The sequence below is a fragment of the Coriobacteriaceae bacterium genome, assembly GCA_025993015.1.
Classification (GTDB): domain Bacteria; phylum Actinomycetota; class Coriobacteriia; order Coriobacteriales; family Coriobacteriaceae; genus Collinsella.
On sequence record DAJPFV010000001.1, the window covers coordinates 551,806 to 566,208 of the forward strand.

Consider the following 14,403-nt stretch of genomic DNA (forward strand, 5'->3'; position numbering starts at 1 on the left):
CTCCTTACAGCTTGTAGGTGATCCAGGCGCTTGCGTCGTCAAAGTTCTCGTTGGGGACCCAGTACATCACGCGGTCGGTGAGGTTGTACACGACGCTGTGAACGGTGATGGTGTTGGCGTCGTCGTTGTTCCAGCTACGACGACCCACGGCGGCGAGCACATCCATAGCCGCAGACTCGTCGGCCACGATGCCGTCGGTCGCGGACAGGCGCGTGTAGAGTTCGTTGTAGCGGTCGAGGCCTTTCTTGGCATCGTCGGAGGCGTAGTAGTTGGGCTCGAGCACGAAGTTCGTGACCCACTGGTAGTCCGCCGCAGCCTCGACCTCGCCGAACGCGGCATCGTCGTCGTTGTAGGTCACACGCAGCTCACGGGCGGAACCGTCGGTGTCGGTGTCGTCGTCTGCGGCAACCCACTCGAAGATGGCGCTGCGGCCGGATGCGTCGGCCACCATGTAGTGGTAGCTCGTGCCTGCCGAGTCATGCATGTCGTAAGACTGGGCGATCTCGACGGCCTCGTCCAGATCGTCGGCGTAATCGAGCACGAGACGAAGGAAGGTGGTGGTGGTCATGTCGGGTTTATCGGTATCTTGGTTCGTGGCCGTGACCTCGCCCTCGGGACCCTGGTAGGTCATGTAGACGCCACAGCTCACGCCGGCGTCGTTCATGCCGTCGAGCGGCGCGTAGACGGCAGCCAGGCAGGTGAGGCGGTCCTTGAGGCCGTCGACCTCGGACTCGGCGTCCATGTCCAGCAGGCCCAGGTCGACCGTGGAGACCGTGGCGTGGCGGTCGCCCGAGGCGGAAGTGTGCACGATGGCGGCGTGCGTGGTGTGCATATCGTAGTTGCGGGCGAACAGCGCGTCGCCGGCGGCCGTGGAGGCGGTGAACGACGAGCAGCCGATCTGGGGCGTGGGCATGGAGATGTCGACGACACCCTTCGTGATGTTGCCGATGACGAAGTCGATGAGCTCGGCGTCGCTCGAAACGCCGCCCTGCTCGACGAACTTGTCGATGTAGTAGTCGCCGGCCATGGTCATCTCGTAGACGTTAGCATCACCGTGGCTTGCGTTGCGCTCGCGGATCTTGTGGAAGCTGGCCACGGAGGCGATCTCGTCTTTCCAGGTGAAGCCGATGGTGCCCACGAGGGCCACAATGACAAGCACCAGGACGATGACGATTTTCTTTACGGTCTTCTTCATGTACACGTTCTCCTTTCATTCAGCACACTGTGTGCTGAGATGGGCAAAAGAAGCGGCGATAGGTATGGGACCTACCGCCGAAAAGATGGTGGCAAACGGGTGCGCCGGGTGCAGCCCTTAAGACCTCATGCCCGAAAGCATGAGGTCGAAGCCGTAGCGGAAGCGCGCCAGCGCCTCGTTCTCGGGAATGCCGCGGCCGAGCGCATCGGCGTTGAACCCGCGGATAAAGCACCAGATGGCATACGAGGACTGCGCCTCGTCTAGGTCGGCACGCACCACGCCGAGCTGTTTGCCCTGCGTGATAAGCGCACGAATCTCGCGATCCCACCAGGCGAAGTTTTCTTCCCCCGCCGAGTCGGCCTCGAACACGAACTGGTTGAAGTTCTGCTTGGCGACGTAGGACAGGTGCAGCGTGCGCGCAGCGATGTGATGCACGTGTTCGAAGAAGTCACCCTCGCCGTCATACGGTGCGCACAGGCTTTCGCGCACCTTGCCGGCGATGTCGCGATACACGATATCGAGCACCTCGTCGATATTGGCGAAGCGGTTGTAGAACACGCGGTTCGTGATGTGCAGGTCCTTGAGGACATCGCGCACGGTAAGACTCGCGTAGCCGCGCTCGCACGCGAGGCGTCGCACGCTCGCGACGATCTCATCCGACGTGCCGTCCACGATGCGTGTGGGTTTATTGGCGTCCATGACCCTCCTCACGAAGTCACCTATCAATCGTTCAGCACACAGTGTGCTGGGTCATAATGACTGGATAGCGCAACCGTGTCAACGCGCTTCGCATGATGCACAAAACCTGTTGCAATAACCGCCCGCGCAAAAGGGTCGATCTATCACTCAGCTGAAAAATGTTCAATGTGGCGCATCCGCGCTGGCAGACAGCGTCGATTGGCTCCAAAGGAGCATGTCGTTCAAGATCGGGGCGAAGCCTTGGCCGGCCTCGGTGAGCGTGTACTCCACCTTCGGCGGGATCTCCCTGTATATTTCGCGATGTACAAGGCCGTCGGCCTCCAGCTCGCGCAGCTGCTTGGTGAGCGTTGACTGGGATATCCCGTCGAGCCTGCGCATGAGCTCGCCGAAGCGCTGCACCTCGCAGGCGTGGATGTACCAGAGGATGAGTATCTTCCACTTCCCGCCGATGACCGACTGAAGGCGCGCCATCGACTCGCAGCGCGCGACCTGGCGTTCGTCCATGAACTTGTTGCGTGCCATATGCTCTCCAAAGTGCTGCTTACGCCCAATAGTGCAGTATATGTTACTACTCCCAAATTAATATCGTACTTACATTTCGCGCACGGGCGCGCCATCCTTATCTCCGATACCCAGGAGACAAGGAGACGCCATGCACTACACGGGAACGATATGGAGACCGCCCTACGAGGCCGACTCGCTCCTCTTGGAGGCGACAGCCGGGTGCACGCACGGTAAATGCAAGTTCTGCACGCTCTACGACGATCTGCCGTTCAAGTTCAGGCCGGCGGCGCAGGAGACGATCGAGGCCGACCTATTGGAAGCCCAGACGTGGCTTCACGACCCCCTGCGGAAGGCCGAGCAGAGACTGTTCCGCCTTCCGAGCCCCAAGCGGTGCCGCGTGTTCCTGACGGGCGCTAACCCCTTTGGGCTGCGAGCCAAGCACCTTCTCGGCATTTCCGAGCTCGTTAAAAAGTACTTCCCGTCATGCGAGAGCATAGGCTGCTTCGCCCGCGTGACGGATGTTGCGCGCAAGGCAGATGACGAGCTTGCCGCGCTCGCCGATGCTGGGTACGACGGGCTCACGATCGGCGTCGAGACCGGCGACGACGATGCGCTTTCGTTCATGTGCAAGGGGTACGCGGCAGCCGACGTAGTGGAGCAGTGTGCCCGGCTTGACGCAGCGGGCATAGGCTACGCCTTCTTCTATCTCGTCGGGGTGAGCGGAAAGGGCCGAGGCGTCATTGGCGCGAAGAAATCCGCCGCGATCTTCAACAAGACGAACCCGTGGCTTGTCGCGGCGAACATGCTCACGGTGTTCCCCAACTCGGAGCTCTACGGCGAGATCGAGCGCGGAAACTGGGCCGAGGAATCCGAGACCGAGAAGTACGAGGAGGTCATGGCGCTCGTCGAGGGCTTGGCGATTCCCACCGAGTTCGCTATGCTCGGCGCATCGAACCCCGTCATGCTGCAAGGCAATCTACCGGTTCAGCGTCAAGCCATACTCGGTGCGCTCGGCAGAATCATCTCGGAGATTGGGGAAGAGGAATTGCGCCGTTACCGCAAGACGCTTCGCCATCTGTAGCTTAGCGCGAAACCCGCAACACAACTTTGCGAAATAAATGAAAACCCCAGGTAAACTGTGGTTTTCTTCACTCGATTCTGTCTTTTGGGATTATTCCCACTCGATGGCTCCGGTTCTGTCGTCCCGTCACTCCAGTTGCACCCAGTTTTCGATGCCGTCTCGAGCCGAGTGCCGCCAAGCATCACCATGTCGTGTTTCATCAGCTTTGGGGACAAAGGCTGGGACAACTTCAAAACTCTTTTTAAACTCAGGGGGTTGAGTTTTAGTTTTTGTCTCAAAGGGCGCGGCGAGCCGTCTTTGGAAGCTCGAGAGCGCCGAAAACGCCTGTTTTGAAATTCAACCGACCTTTAGCGCGCAAGCTGCCAGCTGCAATCACAAGCGAATCAGCGCAGGTGGCTTTCGAGCAGTTTGCAAAACCGCAGGTCAAACTACTTACCCTTGTCGAAATAAGGGAATAGTTGCAGGCGGTTGCGCCATGAACCGACGAACGGTCTTCGCGGTAACGCGAGAACACGCTGGTAGAACGACCCATGCAGGTTGGCGACAGGAAGCCGATGATGGCAGACGCCCAAAGCAGAAAGCCCATCCCCACGGGAGAGCAGCAAATCGAGCACCTCAAACAGAAGGGTGCCTTCTTCGTGCTGTACACCGAAATGGAAGCCGCGCGCATCCGAGATCCCGAGTTTTTAATCCAACTCAACCCTCAACCCGCAGCCCCTCTCGAGGTCACGCGGTGCGCCTGCGGTAACCGCTCGTGCTACAATGCGGACATCAGAGATGAAAACACAGTCCCCGTCGGGTAGTCGTGGGCGTGCGGGAGTCCGCATCAGCAACCTGCCTCCTTGGTTGTCCCTTCTCTGCATGGTCATCTACATAAAGGAGGAACCAGCCATGCAGATCAGCGTGTCGTCCACTCTGACCGTATTTCATGACGGTCATTTTTGGGTCGGGCTGGCGGAACATGTCGAGGACGGAAGGTACGGCGTCGCTCGCATAGTCTTCGGCGCGGAGCCGTCCGATGAGGAAATCCTGCAATTCGTTAGAAGCAAATGGGCGAAGCTCGCGTTCTTCGGTGACGGTCCCGCCGAGGGAAGCAAGCCTGCGAAAAACCCCAAGCGCCGCGCCCGCGAGGTGTCGAAGGCCCTTAAGCAGCCGGCGATGGGGACCAAGGCGCAGCAGGCGCTCGCGAGTCAGCGGGAGACAATGAAACGGGAGTCGGTCCGAGCAAGAAGTCAACGCCGCGCGGACGAGGCGGAGGCGCGCTTCGAGCAGCGGAAGTTGAGGCGCAAGCAGAAGCATCGCGGGCATTGATCGCCATCTGTGGCAACCCTTAAGCCCTTATACAGAAGCGGTGTCAGCTTCACTTGAAACCGCCACCGCTGTCTATTGCGCCGCCCGTCGACAGCCAATCTCTATCCCGCTCAGAAGGTCCTCCCTTCCTGCATGAACTCGGGGATGTTGGCATGGATGATGCCGTCCCTTTGCTGAATGGGATCGCTTCGCGTCAACAGGTACTTGGGGTAGTTGTCTCTGATCTGCTCGAACGGGCGGTATTCGCGCTCCTCGGTGGACCGGTCGGCCATGATGGTCATTGCGACCTGAACGTATGCATAGCCCATCTCTAGGTTTCTGAGGATGAAGTCACATTCTTCGGGTTCACGGGCAGCCCCGAGAAGCGCTTCATCTGGCAATATTTGGTCACGGGGTATTGGGCGTGACGGACGGCAGCAAAAGTCACAGATGAGCTGGATATTTTCCCCGGCGCTTCTATGAGCTTTCGCGCAGAAATAGCTTTTGGGTCTTTGGCGTGCTGAAGGGCCTCGCTCATGAGGCAAGCCATCTCCCCCTCGTCGTCCCGTTTTGCGTTGGCTGCAATCAGGGCGAAGGCGCGGTTGCCTGATTCCTATATCGCCCAAACGGGCACGGCCTCCACGTTTTCGGCCAGCAGATACGGCTCCTTGGTCTGGCAGACGACGTGCCCGAAGCCCATCTCGTAGTCGGTCATGCCCTCCAGGCAACCGAAGTTCTTGATCGCATCCTTCTTGACCAGCGCATTCGTCTTGATTTCAACGGGATGTAAGATTCGCCCGTCTTGGATGACCAGGTCGATTTCGCGTTTCTTGGAGTCGCGGTAGAACCACACGTCGCGCAGGTTCGCCCCGGCGTTCATATGGCTCTTGAGTACCTCGGAGACGACGAAAGTCTCGAACACGTGGCCCGCCATCGCGCCCACGCGTAGCTGCTCGGGGGTCGTCCATCGGGTGAGGTGGCACACCAGGCCCGTGTCCATGAAGAAGATCTTCGGCGTTTTGGTGAGGCGCTTCTCGATGTTCGGGAAGAACGGCTCGACGATGCGGACGATGCCCGAGGCCTGAAGAATCGAGAGCCAGGCCTTGACCGTCTTGTGGTCGGCGTCGATGGCGTTGCCGATGTCCGAGGCGTTGAACAGCTGGCCGGTGCGGGCGGCGCAGGCCACCATGAAGCCGTAGAACTTCGCCTCGTCCTTCACGTTAACGAGATCGCGCACGTCGCGCTCGAGGTAGGCGCGCTCGTAGTCGGTGTAGAACAGGTCCCAGTCGACGTCGGGGTCCTGCAGCTCCGGCATGCTGCCGCGGTGGATATGCCGCCAGAGGTCGAAGCCGTCAGGCGCTGACACGTCATGCGGCTTGAGCATAGAAGGTACGTATCTGCAGGGGTTGTCACTCTTTCCTGCGAGCTCGCGCAGCGACAGGGCGGGCATCTCTATGATCCTGATGCGACCTGCGAGCGACTCGCTCACGCCCTTCATGAGGTGGTAGGTCTGGGATCCCGTGAGCACGATGCGCCCCTTCTCCGCCGACTGGTCGACCAGCCACTTCACCGGCGAGAACAGCTCGGGCACTCGTTGGATTTCATCGACGATGAGCGGCAGGGAATGCATCTCGAAAAAAAGAACTGCGTCGGATTTGGCCTGCACATACGCCGCGGGATCCTCCATGGTGACGTAATCGAACGTGCTCCCTAAGTGCTCTCTGAGGACGGTGGTCTTGCCTACCTGGCGTGCACCGGTGACCAGCACGACTTTGCCCTGTTTGAGCATCCTGTCGATGGTCCCTTCGATTTCCCTGGCTATATACATAATGCCTCCCATCTTCCGATAGGAGGCATTATTTCATTTGCTTGTACTGTGGTCAAATTTGGGAATTCAGTTCCCAAATTTCTCTACTCCCACTCGATGGTCGCGGGCGGCTTGGACGTAATGTCGTAGCACACACGGTTCGCGCCGGGGACCTCGGCCACGATGCGGCCGGAAATGCGAGCCAGCACGTCGTAGGGCAGCTTGGCCCAGTCGGCGGTCATGGCGTCGGAGCTCTCCACGGCGCGCAGGATGATGGGGCGCTGGTAGGTGCGCTCGTCGCCCATAACACCGACGGACTTAATATCGGGCAGCACCGCAAAATACTGCCAGCAGCTGTGCTCGGAGTTGCGCTCGCCGGTCTGCTCAAACAGACGCTGATTGTAGGCATCCAGCTCCTCGCGCACGATGGCGTCAGCGTTCTTGAGGATCTCGAGCTTCTCCTTGTCGACCGCACCGATGATGCGAATGGCAAGACCCGGGCCCGGGAAGGGCTGGCGGAACACGATGTGACCCGGCAGGCCCAGTGCCAGACCAAGTGCACGGACCTCGTCCTTAAAGAAATGATCGAGCGGCTCGATGAGGTCGAAGTGCACGCCCTCGGGGAACGGGATCAGGTTGTGGTGGCTCTTGATGGTGGCCGTCTTGCCGCCCGTCTTGCGAGCGCCGGACTCGATGATGTCGGGGTAGATGGTGCCCTGAGCCAGGTACTTGACCGGCTTGCCATCGGTCTCGAGCTGCTGCGCCACGGCGAAGAACTCTTTCCAGAACTGCGTACCGATGATGCGGCGCTTCTCCTCGGGCTCGGTCACGCCGGCCAGAAGCTCGGCATAACGGTCCTCGGCGTGGACGTGGATAAAGTCGACGTCAAACTGCTTGGTGAAGACCTCCTCCACCTGCTCGGGCTCGCCCTTGCGCAGCAGGCCGTGGTTGATGAACACGCAGGTCATCTGCTTGCCCACGGCGCGAGCGCCCAGCGCAGCCACGACGGAGGAGTCGACGCCACCGGACAGGGCCAGAATCACGCGGTCGTCGCCGACCTTCTCGCGGAACTCGGCCGTCATGGTCTCGACCAGGTTGTCCATGCTCCAGTTGGGCTCCAGGCCGCAGATCTCAAACAGGAAGTTGCTCAGCAGCTGCTGACCGTACTCGGAGTGCTTGACTTCGGGGTGGAACTGCGTGGTGAAGATTTTGCGCTCGACGCACTCCATCGCAGCGACCGGGCACACGTCAGTGCTGGCGGTAACGGTAAAGCCCTCGGGCACCTCGGAAACGGCGTCGCGGTGGCTCATCCACACGGTCTGCTCCATGGGCGTGGAGTTAAAGAGCTTGGCGCCGGCCGTGCGCGTGATGGTGGCGCGGCCGTACTCGCCCACCTCGGAGTGGCCGACCTTGCCGCCGAGCGTCACGGCCGTGATCTGATGGCCGTAGCAAAAGCCCAGGACGGGAAGGCCCAGGTCAAAGATGGCGGGATCGATAGACGGAGCGTCCTCGGCATACACGGAAGCCGGGCCGCCGGAAAGGATGAGCGCAGAGGCGTTCATCTCGCGAATCTCGTCGGCCGAGATGTCGCAGGGGACGATCTCGGAATACACGTTGAGGTCGCGGACGCGACGGGCAATGAGCTGACCGTACTGCGCACCAAAGTCGAGTACGAGGACCTTTGCGGAAGCCTTTTGATCCATGGTTTCCCCCTCTTGTTGGCGGGGAGCCGGTGCCCACCCGCGTGAATGAACGAAAATAACCTCCATAGTGTACACGTTATATGGGGTTTCTCGCCCCTCGCAGCCATCAGCGCACGGCAAACGCACGACCTGGGCCCCTATTTGACGGCAATTGAAGTGTTTTCAAACGTTACAGATGATGTAATACGTTTGAACATTGGACGCCCTGTGCCACAATACTGCCGAACGACTCCGCCTCTGCGGCGGCAAATACGATAGGAATACCAGCATGAAGCGCATCCTTCTCATCGCCACGGGCGGCACCATCGCATCGACCGAGGACGGCAACGGCCTCTCCCCCGCCCTGACCGGTGAGGAGCTCGCCCAGAGCGTCCCCGAGATCTCGGACCTCTGCGAGCTCGACGTGGTGCAGCCCATGAACATCGACAGCACCAATATGCGCCCGAGCGACTGGATGCGTATCCGCGACGTCATCGTCGAGGGCTATGCCGACCACGACGGCTTTGTGGTCCTGCACGGCACGGACACCATGAGCTACACCGCGGCAGCGCTTTCCTACCTGATTCAGGACAGCCCCAAGCCCATCGTGCTCACCGGCTCGCAAAAGCCCATGGGCAATCCCTTTACCGACGCCAAGCTCAATCTGTATCAGAGCCTGCTCTATGCGCTCGACGAGCATTCGCACGACGTCTCGATCGTGTTTGGCGGCGTCGCCATTGCCGGCACGCGCGCCCGCAAGCAGCGCACCATGAGCTTTAACGCGTTCATTAGCGTCAACTATCCGCCCATCGCCTATATCCGCAACGACCGCATCGTGCGCAACGGGCTTCACGGCACGCATCAGGGCGAAAACCCGGTGCGTTTCTACGACAGTATCGACCCGCGCGTATTTGTCCTTAAGCTGACGCCCGGAGTGAACCCGGGTATCCTGGACGCCCTAGCCGATAGCTACGATGCTGTAATTCTTGAGACCTTTGGCATTGGCGGTATTCCCGAGTTTGGCGAGTCGGGCGAGTCGTTCCAGGAGGCGATTTTCCGCTGGGTCGATTCGGGCCGCACCGTCGTTATGACCACGCAGGTCCCCGAAGAGGGCCTTGACCTGGGTGTTTATGAGGTCGGTCGTGCCTACGCCGATCATCCGGGTATTTTGCGCGGCGACGACATGACCACCGAGACGCTCGTAGCCAAGACCATGTGGGCACTCGGCCAGTCACGCGATGCCGCCGAAATCCAGAGCCTGTTCTACAGCCAAGTCAACCACGACCGAATCCCGATGGCCTAATTCAGTTGTCGACGGGTATCCCCTATTCGATCCCCTCGAGAAGCTCTGACACCGTCATGCCGAGTGCGGGCGCGATCTTAAATAGAACCTTGAGCGTGAAATTTGCCGTCCCATCTTCGATTCGGTCGAGGTAGGGTCGGCTGATTCCTGTCGCCACACAAAAATCAACCTTGGAGATACCAAGGTCCCTGCGTGTCTCTTCGACCCGCCTGCCAAGAATCTGTTTCGCACGTTCGTCCATGCAGCCGAGTTTGAAATGGAGCCGAACATAAACGTAAACTATAGTTTACGTTTTGCCGAATACACAGGAGTTTTCTATGTCGGGTTCTTCGGTCCTCACGTACCGAGCCACGCTTCGCACAAACAGCGCACCGCCCAAGCTCGTCGTCGTTGAAGCAGAATGCCTTTCGCCCGATGAGCGCACAGCATTTGCATTGCTATCAAGTCGCGTCGCCGCCGTTCTGGTCCCTTGCCCGGCGCAAGGTGAACTTGCCATCCAATGCCAAACGCATAGCTGCTCGCTCAATCAGGCCGTTGTAATAGCGACCAGCCGGCGCGGCCTGCCGCTCCTTTTAGAAGCCGGCATTGCACTCGCCCTTCGCGGCGCCGGATACGAAAACGAGGCCGCCGCCGACATGGTCTTTAAACCACGATCGAGCGGCGGCCTCGCAGCAGCCATTGAATATATGTGCAGGCTCGTTGCCTAAAAGAACAAGCTAGAAACCAAGGCCAAAGCCCGTTCCGGTAATCGCCGAGTACATAAAGTAAACGTTGATCACGTTGAGGAACACACCCGTGATGCAACCGTTGCGCAGGTAGCGCTCGCACACGACGCGCGCCATGGCGGCGGAGTCATCATTGTTTTTAGCCTGGCGTCCTGCCGTAAAGTACGTCGCCACGCTCAGCAGCAGGTTGAGCACCGGCAGTGCCAGCAACTCGTAGCTCTTGCCCCAGCGCGTCGCCTCGCCGGCGGCATTAAACTTTGTTGCCACCTCGGGACCAATGTTGGGGATAACACACGCTGCGACCACCAGCGGAATCACCGCAAGCACGAGCAGCGCAATACCCATATAGCCGGCTTTTTTGCCATATTTAAACATGTGCGTCGTCCTTACACGTTAAAGCGGAAGTGCACAACGTCGCCATCGGCCATGACATAGTCCTTGCCCTCAATACGCAGCTTGCCGGCGGCCTTGGCGCCCTGCTCGCCGCCGAGCTCGATGTAGTCGTCATAGCCAATGACCTCGGCCTTAATAAAGCCGCGCTCAAAGTCGGTGTGGATGACGCCGGCAGCCTGCGGGGCGGTCGCACCCTGACGCACCGTCCAGGCCTTGACCTCCATCTCGCCGGCCGTAAAGAACGACTGCAGACCGAGCAGCTTATAGGCCGCCTGCGCGAGCACGTCCAGGCCGGGCTGCTCCAAGCCCAGGCTCTCCAGGTAGTCGGCGGCGTCCTCGGGATCGAGCTCGGAAAGCTCAGCCTCGATTTTGGCGCAGATGGGCAGCGGCTTAACACCATCGATGGGCGCCAGATCGTCGTTGAGCATATCCTCGTCCACGTTGGCCACATACAGGATGGGCTTCATAGTGAGCAGGAACAGGCCCTTGGCAGCGGCGCGCTCCTCGTCGGTCATCTCCATAGACGCAGCGCGCTTGCCCTCGTTGAGCCAGGCAAGCAGGCGCTTGGCGACCTCGAACTTGGGCATGAGCTCCTTGTCGCGCTTGGCCTCCTTCTCGAGCTTGGGCAGCTGCTTCTCAAGCGTGCCCATGTCGGCCAGGATGAGCTCGGTCATGATAGTGTCGGCATCGCCGGCGGGATCGACGAACTCGCCCGTGCGGCCCACCTCGCGCATAACGTTGGGGTCCTTAAAGTAGCGCACGACCTCGCAGATGGCGTCGGTCTCGCGAATGTTGGCCAGGAACTGGTTACCCAGACCCTCGCCCTCGTTGGCGCCCTTCACCAGACCTGCGATGTCGACGAACTCGACCGTCGCCGGCACGATGCGACCCGGGTTAACGATGTCGGCGAGCTTTTGCAAGCGGCTATCGGGCACGTCGACGATACCCACGTTGGGGTCAATCGTGGCGAACGGGTAATTGGCGGCAAGGCCGGTCTTTTTGGTAAGCGCGGTGAACAGCGTCGACTTGCCTACGTTGGGCAGGCCCACGATACCGATGGAAAGGGACACGACAGCTCCTTTTGGTACAAGCATTTCAAACTGCATAAGTATAGCGCCGCCGCAGCATCTGGGCGAACCCGGACGCCACGGCGGCACGAATGAAGCAGAGATAGAGGTCGCTGACTAGTCCGCGAGCTTTTCCACCTGGTCGAGCATCTTGTCAAGCTTGGCCTTTGCCTCGGCCTTGACCTTCTGGGCTTCTTCGTGGGCCTTAGCCTTCTGGGCGGCCTTTTCCTCGGCTTCGGGATCGACGACGACCAGATTGGACGCGTCGTGCTCAACTAACTTGAGCGCATGCTCGGGGCACACCTTGACGCAGGCACCGCAGCCCAAACAATACGTGGACTCCAACGCAAAGCGGCCGCTTCCCACCAAATCGCAGGCGAACGTGGGACATACATTGACGCACTCGCCGCACGACGTGCACTTGTCAAAATCGCACTCCGGCGTGCTCACCTGCATGTTCTGGGCAAGCTCGGGATGGTTCTGCAGTGTTGAGAGCACCAGCTGGCGACCGTGCGTGAGCGTACGGCGACGCTTGGTCGTCGTGGTGCCGCACATGGTGTTGAGCGTACGCTCGAGCTGGGTAATCTGGTGGCGGTGGGCTTTGAGCTTCTGCGTCACCGAGGCCAGCGCCGCCGTTGCCGGGTTGAGCTTGGTCACGGTCAGACCCGTGGTGCGGGCGATCTTTTCCATGTACTCCTTGCGCTCGTACTCGCGACGCTTATGGCATTTGAGGCTCTTGGGGTCGACTTCCAGGCCCATACCCGTGCCAGACCACTCCTCGGCCTTCGCAATCGCCTCGCCCAGAATATCCTCGCCACCGGTGTTGCGGCATTTATCGCACACGCCCAGCGGCAGGTAGACGCTCACGTTGGGATAGTCGGCCAGCACCGAGAACCAGGTCTCGGCCGTAATATCGCCCACACAGGCGACAACAACCTCGTTCTCGCGCGGCATGCGCTTAAGGGCACGCGTGCAGGTAACGTAGGCGGTCTCGTGGCTCGTAGCCGCCGAGACAATGTCGTCGTAGACGTTTTTGGGTGCAAGGCGCGGAGAGATGATCGCCTCCGTCGGGCAAGCAGCGGCGCACAGGCCGCACTTACGGCAGCTGTCGAGAATCTCGATAGCATCTTCCTCGATCTCAATGGCATTCACCGGGCACACGTCCATGCACGCGGTGCAGCCGCTCTTTTCGTTTTTGCAGGCCAGGCACGGAATGGTGTTGCCGCGCGGACGCTCCTTATAGTCGGCAGGATTCCACTGCGGCGCCGACGGATCGAGTGCATCGGTCACACCGCCAAGCGGGTTTTTAAGAAAGTCGAAACCCTTGCTGATCTCGATAATGTCATCAAACAGATCGTGTTCCTGCGCCATGCGCGGCCCCTCCCTGAGCAGTGCAAACAAGCAAGAGATAATGATACGCTATCGGCCCACGCCTCGGGCAAATTACACGCGGAGCATCTTTGCGGCAAATAGCCCATGGCCTATCGCCGCCTCGATCGCACAAGGTCAATCAAGCGCCAGACTATGCCTCGCACATGAGCTGCACGAGCTTTTGTTTGGTCACCTTGGCCTGCTCGTTGGCCATGTTACGCTCGTTTCTAAAGACCGCATTTGCAACATCCCGCAAATCGGTATCGGAAATCTCGCCAAGGCCCAGCTCCGCGAGCGTCGTCGGCAGACCAACGCGCTGGCAAAACTCGAGCACCTGATCAAGCTCGGGCGCGCGCTCCAGGCGCAGCTGCACCACCAGCCCAAATGCCACGGCCTCGCCATGCATGGCCTTGCACTCGGGCAGAATCGTCAGACCGTTGGCGATGGCGTGCGCCAACGCCAAGCCACCGCTCTCAAAACCGACGCCCGAGAGCAGAATATTGCACTCGATCAGGCGCTCAACCGCCGGTGATGTACGACCCTTCTTGAGGTCGCGCTTGGCAGCCACACCGCACTCGATGAGCGTGTCGTAGCAGGCGCGAGCCGCAACCAGAGCCAAGTGCCCCGGCGCGCCGCCGTGTTCGTTGGTGCCGTGCGCCGCGGCACACGAACGCGCCTCGAAATACGTTGCCAGCGCATCGCCCATACCAGCAACCGTCATACGCAGTGGGGCAGCCGCGACCACGTTGGTATCGACCACGACCAGGTCTGGATTCTTCTCGAGCATCAGGTAGCGGTCGAACGACCCATCCTCGTGATACAGCACCGAAATCGCGCTGCACGGACCATCCATCGAGGCCGCCGTGGGGCATACGCACAACGGCAGCTCGGCATAAAACGCAACGGCCTTTGCGATATCGAGCATCTTGCCACCGCCAATGCCCACCACCATGTCGCAATACTCAGCCTGGGCTTCCTTAGCCATTTTTACAACGGCCTCTTCCGTACACGGACCGTCATAAATCTTAAAGAACGGCTCGCTTAGATTTTCATCCAGAAATCCATCGACGATCTGCCTGCACAGCCGATCCTCGGTGCCCTGGTCAAACAAGACATAGGCAGCGCAGCCCAACCATGACAAATACCTGCCCTGACGCGAGAGCTCGCCCGGCCCCTGAACATACCGGCCGGGGCCGCCATAAACCAAGGGAAGCGCCATACGAGAATCCGCCCTTTCATCAACAACAATTGGTGCAAAGTAACCTGACCCCTTTGCACCATAGCAA

At 60.0% G+C, this 14,403-nt stretch carries 16 protein-coding genes; 4 read left to right on the forward strand and 12 right to left on the reverse strand.

Features of this window, described 5'->3' with window-relative positions:
• Positions 1-4: 4 nt before the first annotated feature.
• The 3 genes from OIL77_02420 to OIL77_02430 form a co-directional block, all read right to left on the reverse strand.
• On the reverse strand, positions 5-1,195 hold the full coding sequence (locus OIL77_02420) for a carcinine hydrolase/isopenicillin-N N-acyltransferase family protein (protein HJI44278.1): 1,191 nt from the start codon (positions 1,193-1,195) through the stop codon (positions 5-7).
• 117 nt (positions 1,196-1,312) lie between these two features.
• Positions 1,313-1,894 carry a TetR/AcrR family transcriptional regulator gene (locus tag OIL77_02425; GenBank protein HJI44279.1) on the reverse strand — a complete coding sequence of 194 codons (582 nt, stop codon included), beginning with the start codon at positions 1,892-1,894 and terminating at the stop codon, positions 1,313-1,315.
• A 162-nt stretch (positions 1,895-2,056) separates the two neighbouring features.
• Complete coding sequence (locus OIL77_02430) at positions 2,057-2,416, reverse strand: helix-turn-helix transcriptional regulator (protein ID HJI44280.1); 360 nt, start codon at positions 2,414-2,416, stop codon at positions 2,057-2,059.
• 130 nt (positions 2,417-2,546) lie between these two features.
• Here OIL77_02430 and OIL77_02435 point away from each other — a divergent pair, with 130 nt between their 5' ends.
• Positions 2,547-3,479 (forward strand): radical SAM protein, encoded by a 933-nt coding sequence (locus OIL77_02435; GenBank protein HJI44281.1) that lies wholly within the window; start codon positions 2,547-2,549, stop codon positions 3,477-3,479.
• An 891-nt stretch (positions 3,480-4,370) separates the two neighbouring features.
• Positions 4,371-4,790 carry a YjdF family protein gene (locus OIL77_02440; protein ID HJI44282.1) on the forward strand — a complete coding sequence of 140 codons (420 nt, stop codon included), beginning with the start codon at positions 4,371-4,373 and terminating at the stop codon, positions 4,788-4,790.
• A gap of 110 nt (positions 4,791-4,900) precedes the next feature.
• Here the strand turns inward: OIL77_02440 and OIL77_02445 are convergent, their stop codons facing one another.
• The 4 genes from OIL77_02445 to guaA all read right to left on the reverse strand — a co-directional run bounded on the left by OIL77_02445 (position 4,901) and on the right by guaA (position 8,279).
• Entirely contained in the window at positions 4,901-5,098 is a 198-nt protein-coding gene (locus OIL77_02445) for a hypothetical protein (GenBank protein ID HJI44283.1), read from the reverse strand.
• A gap of 2 nt (positions 5,099-5,100) precedes the next feature.
• Positions 5,101-5,307, reverse strand: coding sequence for a hypothetical protein (locus OIL77_02450; protein ID HJI44284.1), 207 nt, complete (start codon positions 5,305-5,307; stop codon positions 5,101-5,103).
• A 75-nt stretch (positions 5,308-5,382) separates the two neighbouring features.
• Positions 5,383-6,597, reverse strand: coding sequence for an ATP-binding protein (locus OIL77_02455; protein HJI44285.1), 1,215 nt, complete (start codon positions 6,595-6,597; stop codon positions 5,383-5,385).
• Positions 6,598-6,680: 83 nt separating this feature from the next.
• Positions 6,681-8,279 carry a glutamine-hydrolyzing GMP synthase gene (gene guaA / locus OIL77_02460; protein HJI44286.1) on the reverse strand — a complete coding sequence of 533 codons (1,599 nt, stop codon included), beginning with the start codon at positions 8,277-8,279 and terminating at the stop codon, positions 6,681-6,683.
• A gap of 268 nt (positions 8,280-8,547) precedes the next feature.
• On the opposite strand from guaA, the gene OIL77_02465 reads away from it, so the two are divergent.
• Positions 8,548-9,561: an asparaginase gene (locus OIL77_02465; protein ID HJI44287.1), complete on the forward strand. Its 1,014-nt coding sequence runs from the start codon at positions 8,548-8,550 to the stop codon at positions 9,559-9,561.
• A 22-nt stretch (positions 9,562-9,583) separates the two neighbouring features.
• On the opposite strand, the gene OIL77_02470 is transcribed toward OIL77_02465, so the two are convergent.
• On the reverse strand, positions 9,584-9,802 hold the full coding sequence (locus tag OIL77_02470) for a helix-turn-helix domain-containing protein (GenBank protein ID HJI44288.1): 219 nt from the start codon (positions 9,800-9,802) through the stop codon (positions 9,584-9,586).
• Positions 9,803-9,878: 76 nt separating this feature from the next.
• On the opposite strand from OIL77_02470, the gene OIL77_02475 reads away from it, so the two are divergent.
• Positions 9,879-10,268 carry a hypothetical protein gene (locus OIL77_02475; protein ID HJI44289.1) on the forward strand — a complete coding sequence of 130 codons (390 nt, stop codon included), beginning with the start codon at positions 9,879-9,881 and terminating at the stop codon, positions 10,266-10,268.
• A gap of 9 nt (positions 10,269-10,277) precedes the next feature.
• On the opposite strand, the gene OIL77_02480 is transcribed toward OIL77_02475, so the two are convergent.
• The 4 genes from OIL77_02480 to OIL77_02495 form a co-directional block, all read right to left on the reverse strand.
• A complete protein-coding gene (locus tag OIL77_02480; protein ID HJI44290.1) occupies positions 10,278-10,661 on the reverse strand; it encodes a DUF1648 domain-containing protein in 384 nt (127 codons plus the stop codon).
• A gap of 11 nt (positions 10,662-10,672) precedes the next feature.
• On the reverse strand, positions 10,673-11,749 hold the full coding sequence (gene ychF, locus OIL77_02485; protein ID HJI44291.1) for a redox-regulated ATPase YchF: 1,077 nt from the start codon (positions 11,747-11,749) through the stop codon (positions 10,673-10,675).
• Positions 11,750-11,863: 114 nt separating this feature from the next.
• Positions 11,864-13,117 carry a 4Fe-4S binding protein gene (locus OIL77_02490; GenBank protein ID HJI44292.1) on the reverse strand — a complete coding sequence of 418 codons (1,254 nt, stop codon included), beginning with the start codon at positions 13,115-13,117 and terminating at the stop codon, positions 11,864-11,866.
• A 151-nt stretch (positions 13,118-13,268) separates the two neighbouring features.
• On the reverse strand, positions 13,269-14,336 hold the full coding sequence (locus OIL77_02495) for a glycerol dehydrogenase (protein ID HJI44293.1): 1,068 nt from the start codon (positions 14,334-14,336) through the stop codon (positions 13,269-13,271).
• Between the last annotated feature and the right edge of the window lie 67 nt (positions 14,337-14,403).

Bases quoted from the DNA above. Each gene is read 5' to 3' on its own strand.
- OIL77_02420 (HJI44278.1), bottom strand. From the start codon at position 1,195: ATGAAGAAGACCGTAAAGAAAATCGTCATCGTCCTGGTGCTTGTCATT.
- OIL77_02425 (HJI44279.1), bottom strand. From the start codon at position 1,894: ATGGACGCCAATAAACCCACACGCATCGTGGACGGCACGTCGGATGAG.
- OIL77_02430 (HJI44280.1), bottom strand. From the start codon at position 2,416: ATGGCACGCAACAAGTTCATGGACGAACGCCAGGTCGCGCGCTGCGAG.
- OIL77_02435 (HJI44281.1), top strand. From the start codon at position 2,547: ATGCACTACACGGGAACGATATGGAGACCGCCCTACGAGGCCGACTCG.
- OIL77_02440 (HJI44282.1), top strand. From the start codon at position 4,371: ATGCAGATCAGCGTGTCGTCCACTCTGACCGTATTTCATGACGGTCAT.
- OIL77_02445 (HJI44283.1), bottom strand. From the start codon at position 5,098: ATGGGCTATGCATACGTTCAGGTCGCAATGACCATCATGGCCGACCGG.
- OIL77_02450 (HJI44284.1), bottom strand. From the start codon at position 5,307: ATGAGCGAGGCCCTTCAGCACGCCAAAGACCCAAAAGCTATTTCTGCG.
- OIL77_02455 (HJI44285.1), bottom strand. From the start codon at position 6,597: ATGTATATAGCCAGGGAAATCGAAGGGACCATCGACAGGATGCTCAAA.
- guaA (HJI44286.1), bottom strand. From the start codon at position 8,279: ATGGATCAAAAGGCTTCCGCAAAGGTCCTCGTACTCGACTTTGGTGCG.
- OIL77_02465 (HJI44287.1), top strand. From the start codon at position 8,548: ATGAAGCGCATCCTTCTCATCGCCACGGGCGGCACCATCGCATCGACC.
- OIL77_02470 (HJI44288.1), bottom strand. From the start codon at position 9,802: ATGGACGAACGTGCGAAACAGATTCTTGGCAGGCGGGTCGAAGAGACA.
- OIL77_02475 (HJI44289.1), top strand. From the start codon at position 9,879: ATGTCGGGTTCTTCGGTCCTCACGTACCGAGCCACGCTTCGCACAAAC.
- OIL77_02480 (HJI44290.1), bottom strand. From the start codon at position 10,661: ATGTTTAAATATGGCAAAAAAGCCGGCTATATGGGTATTGCGCTGCTC.
- OIL77_02490 (HJI44292.1), bottom strand. From the start codon at position 13,117: ATGGCGCAGGAACACGATCTGTTTGATGACATTATCGAGATCAGCAAG.
- OIL77_02495 (HJI44293.1), bottom strand. From the start codon at position 14,336: ATGGCGCTTCCCTTGGTTTATGGCGGCCCCGGCCGGTATGTTCAGGGG.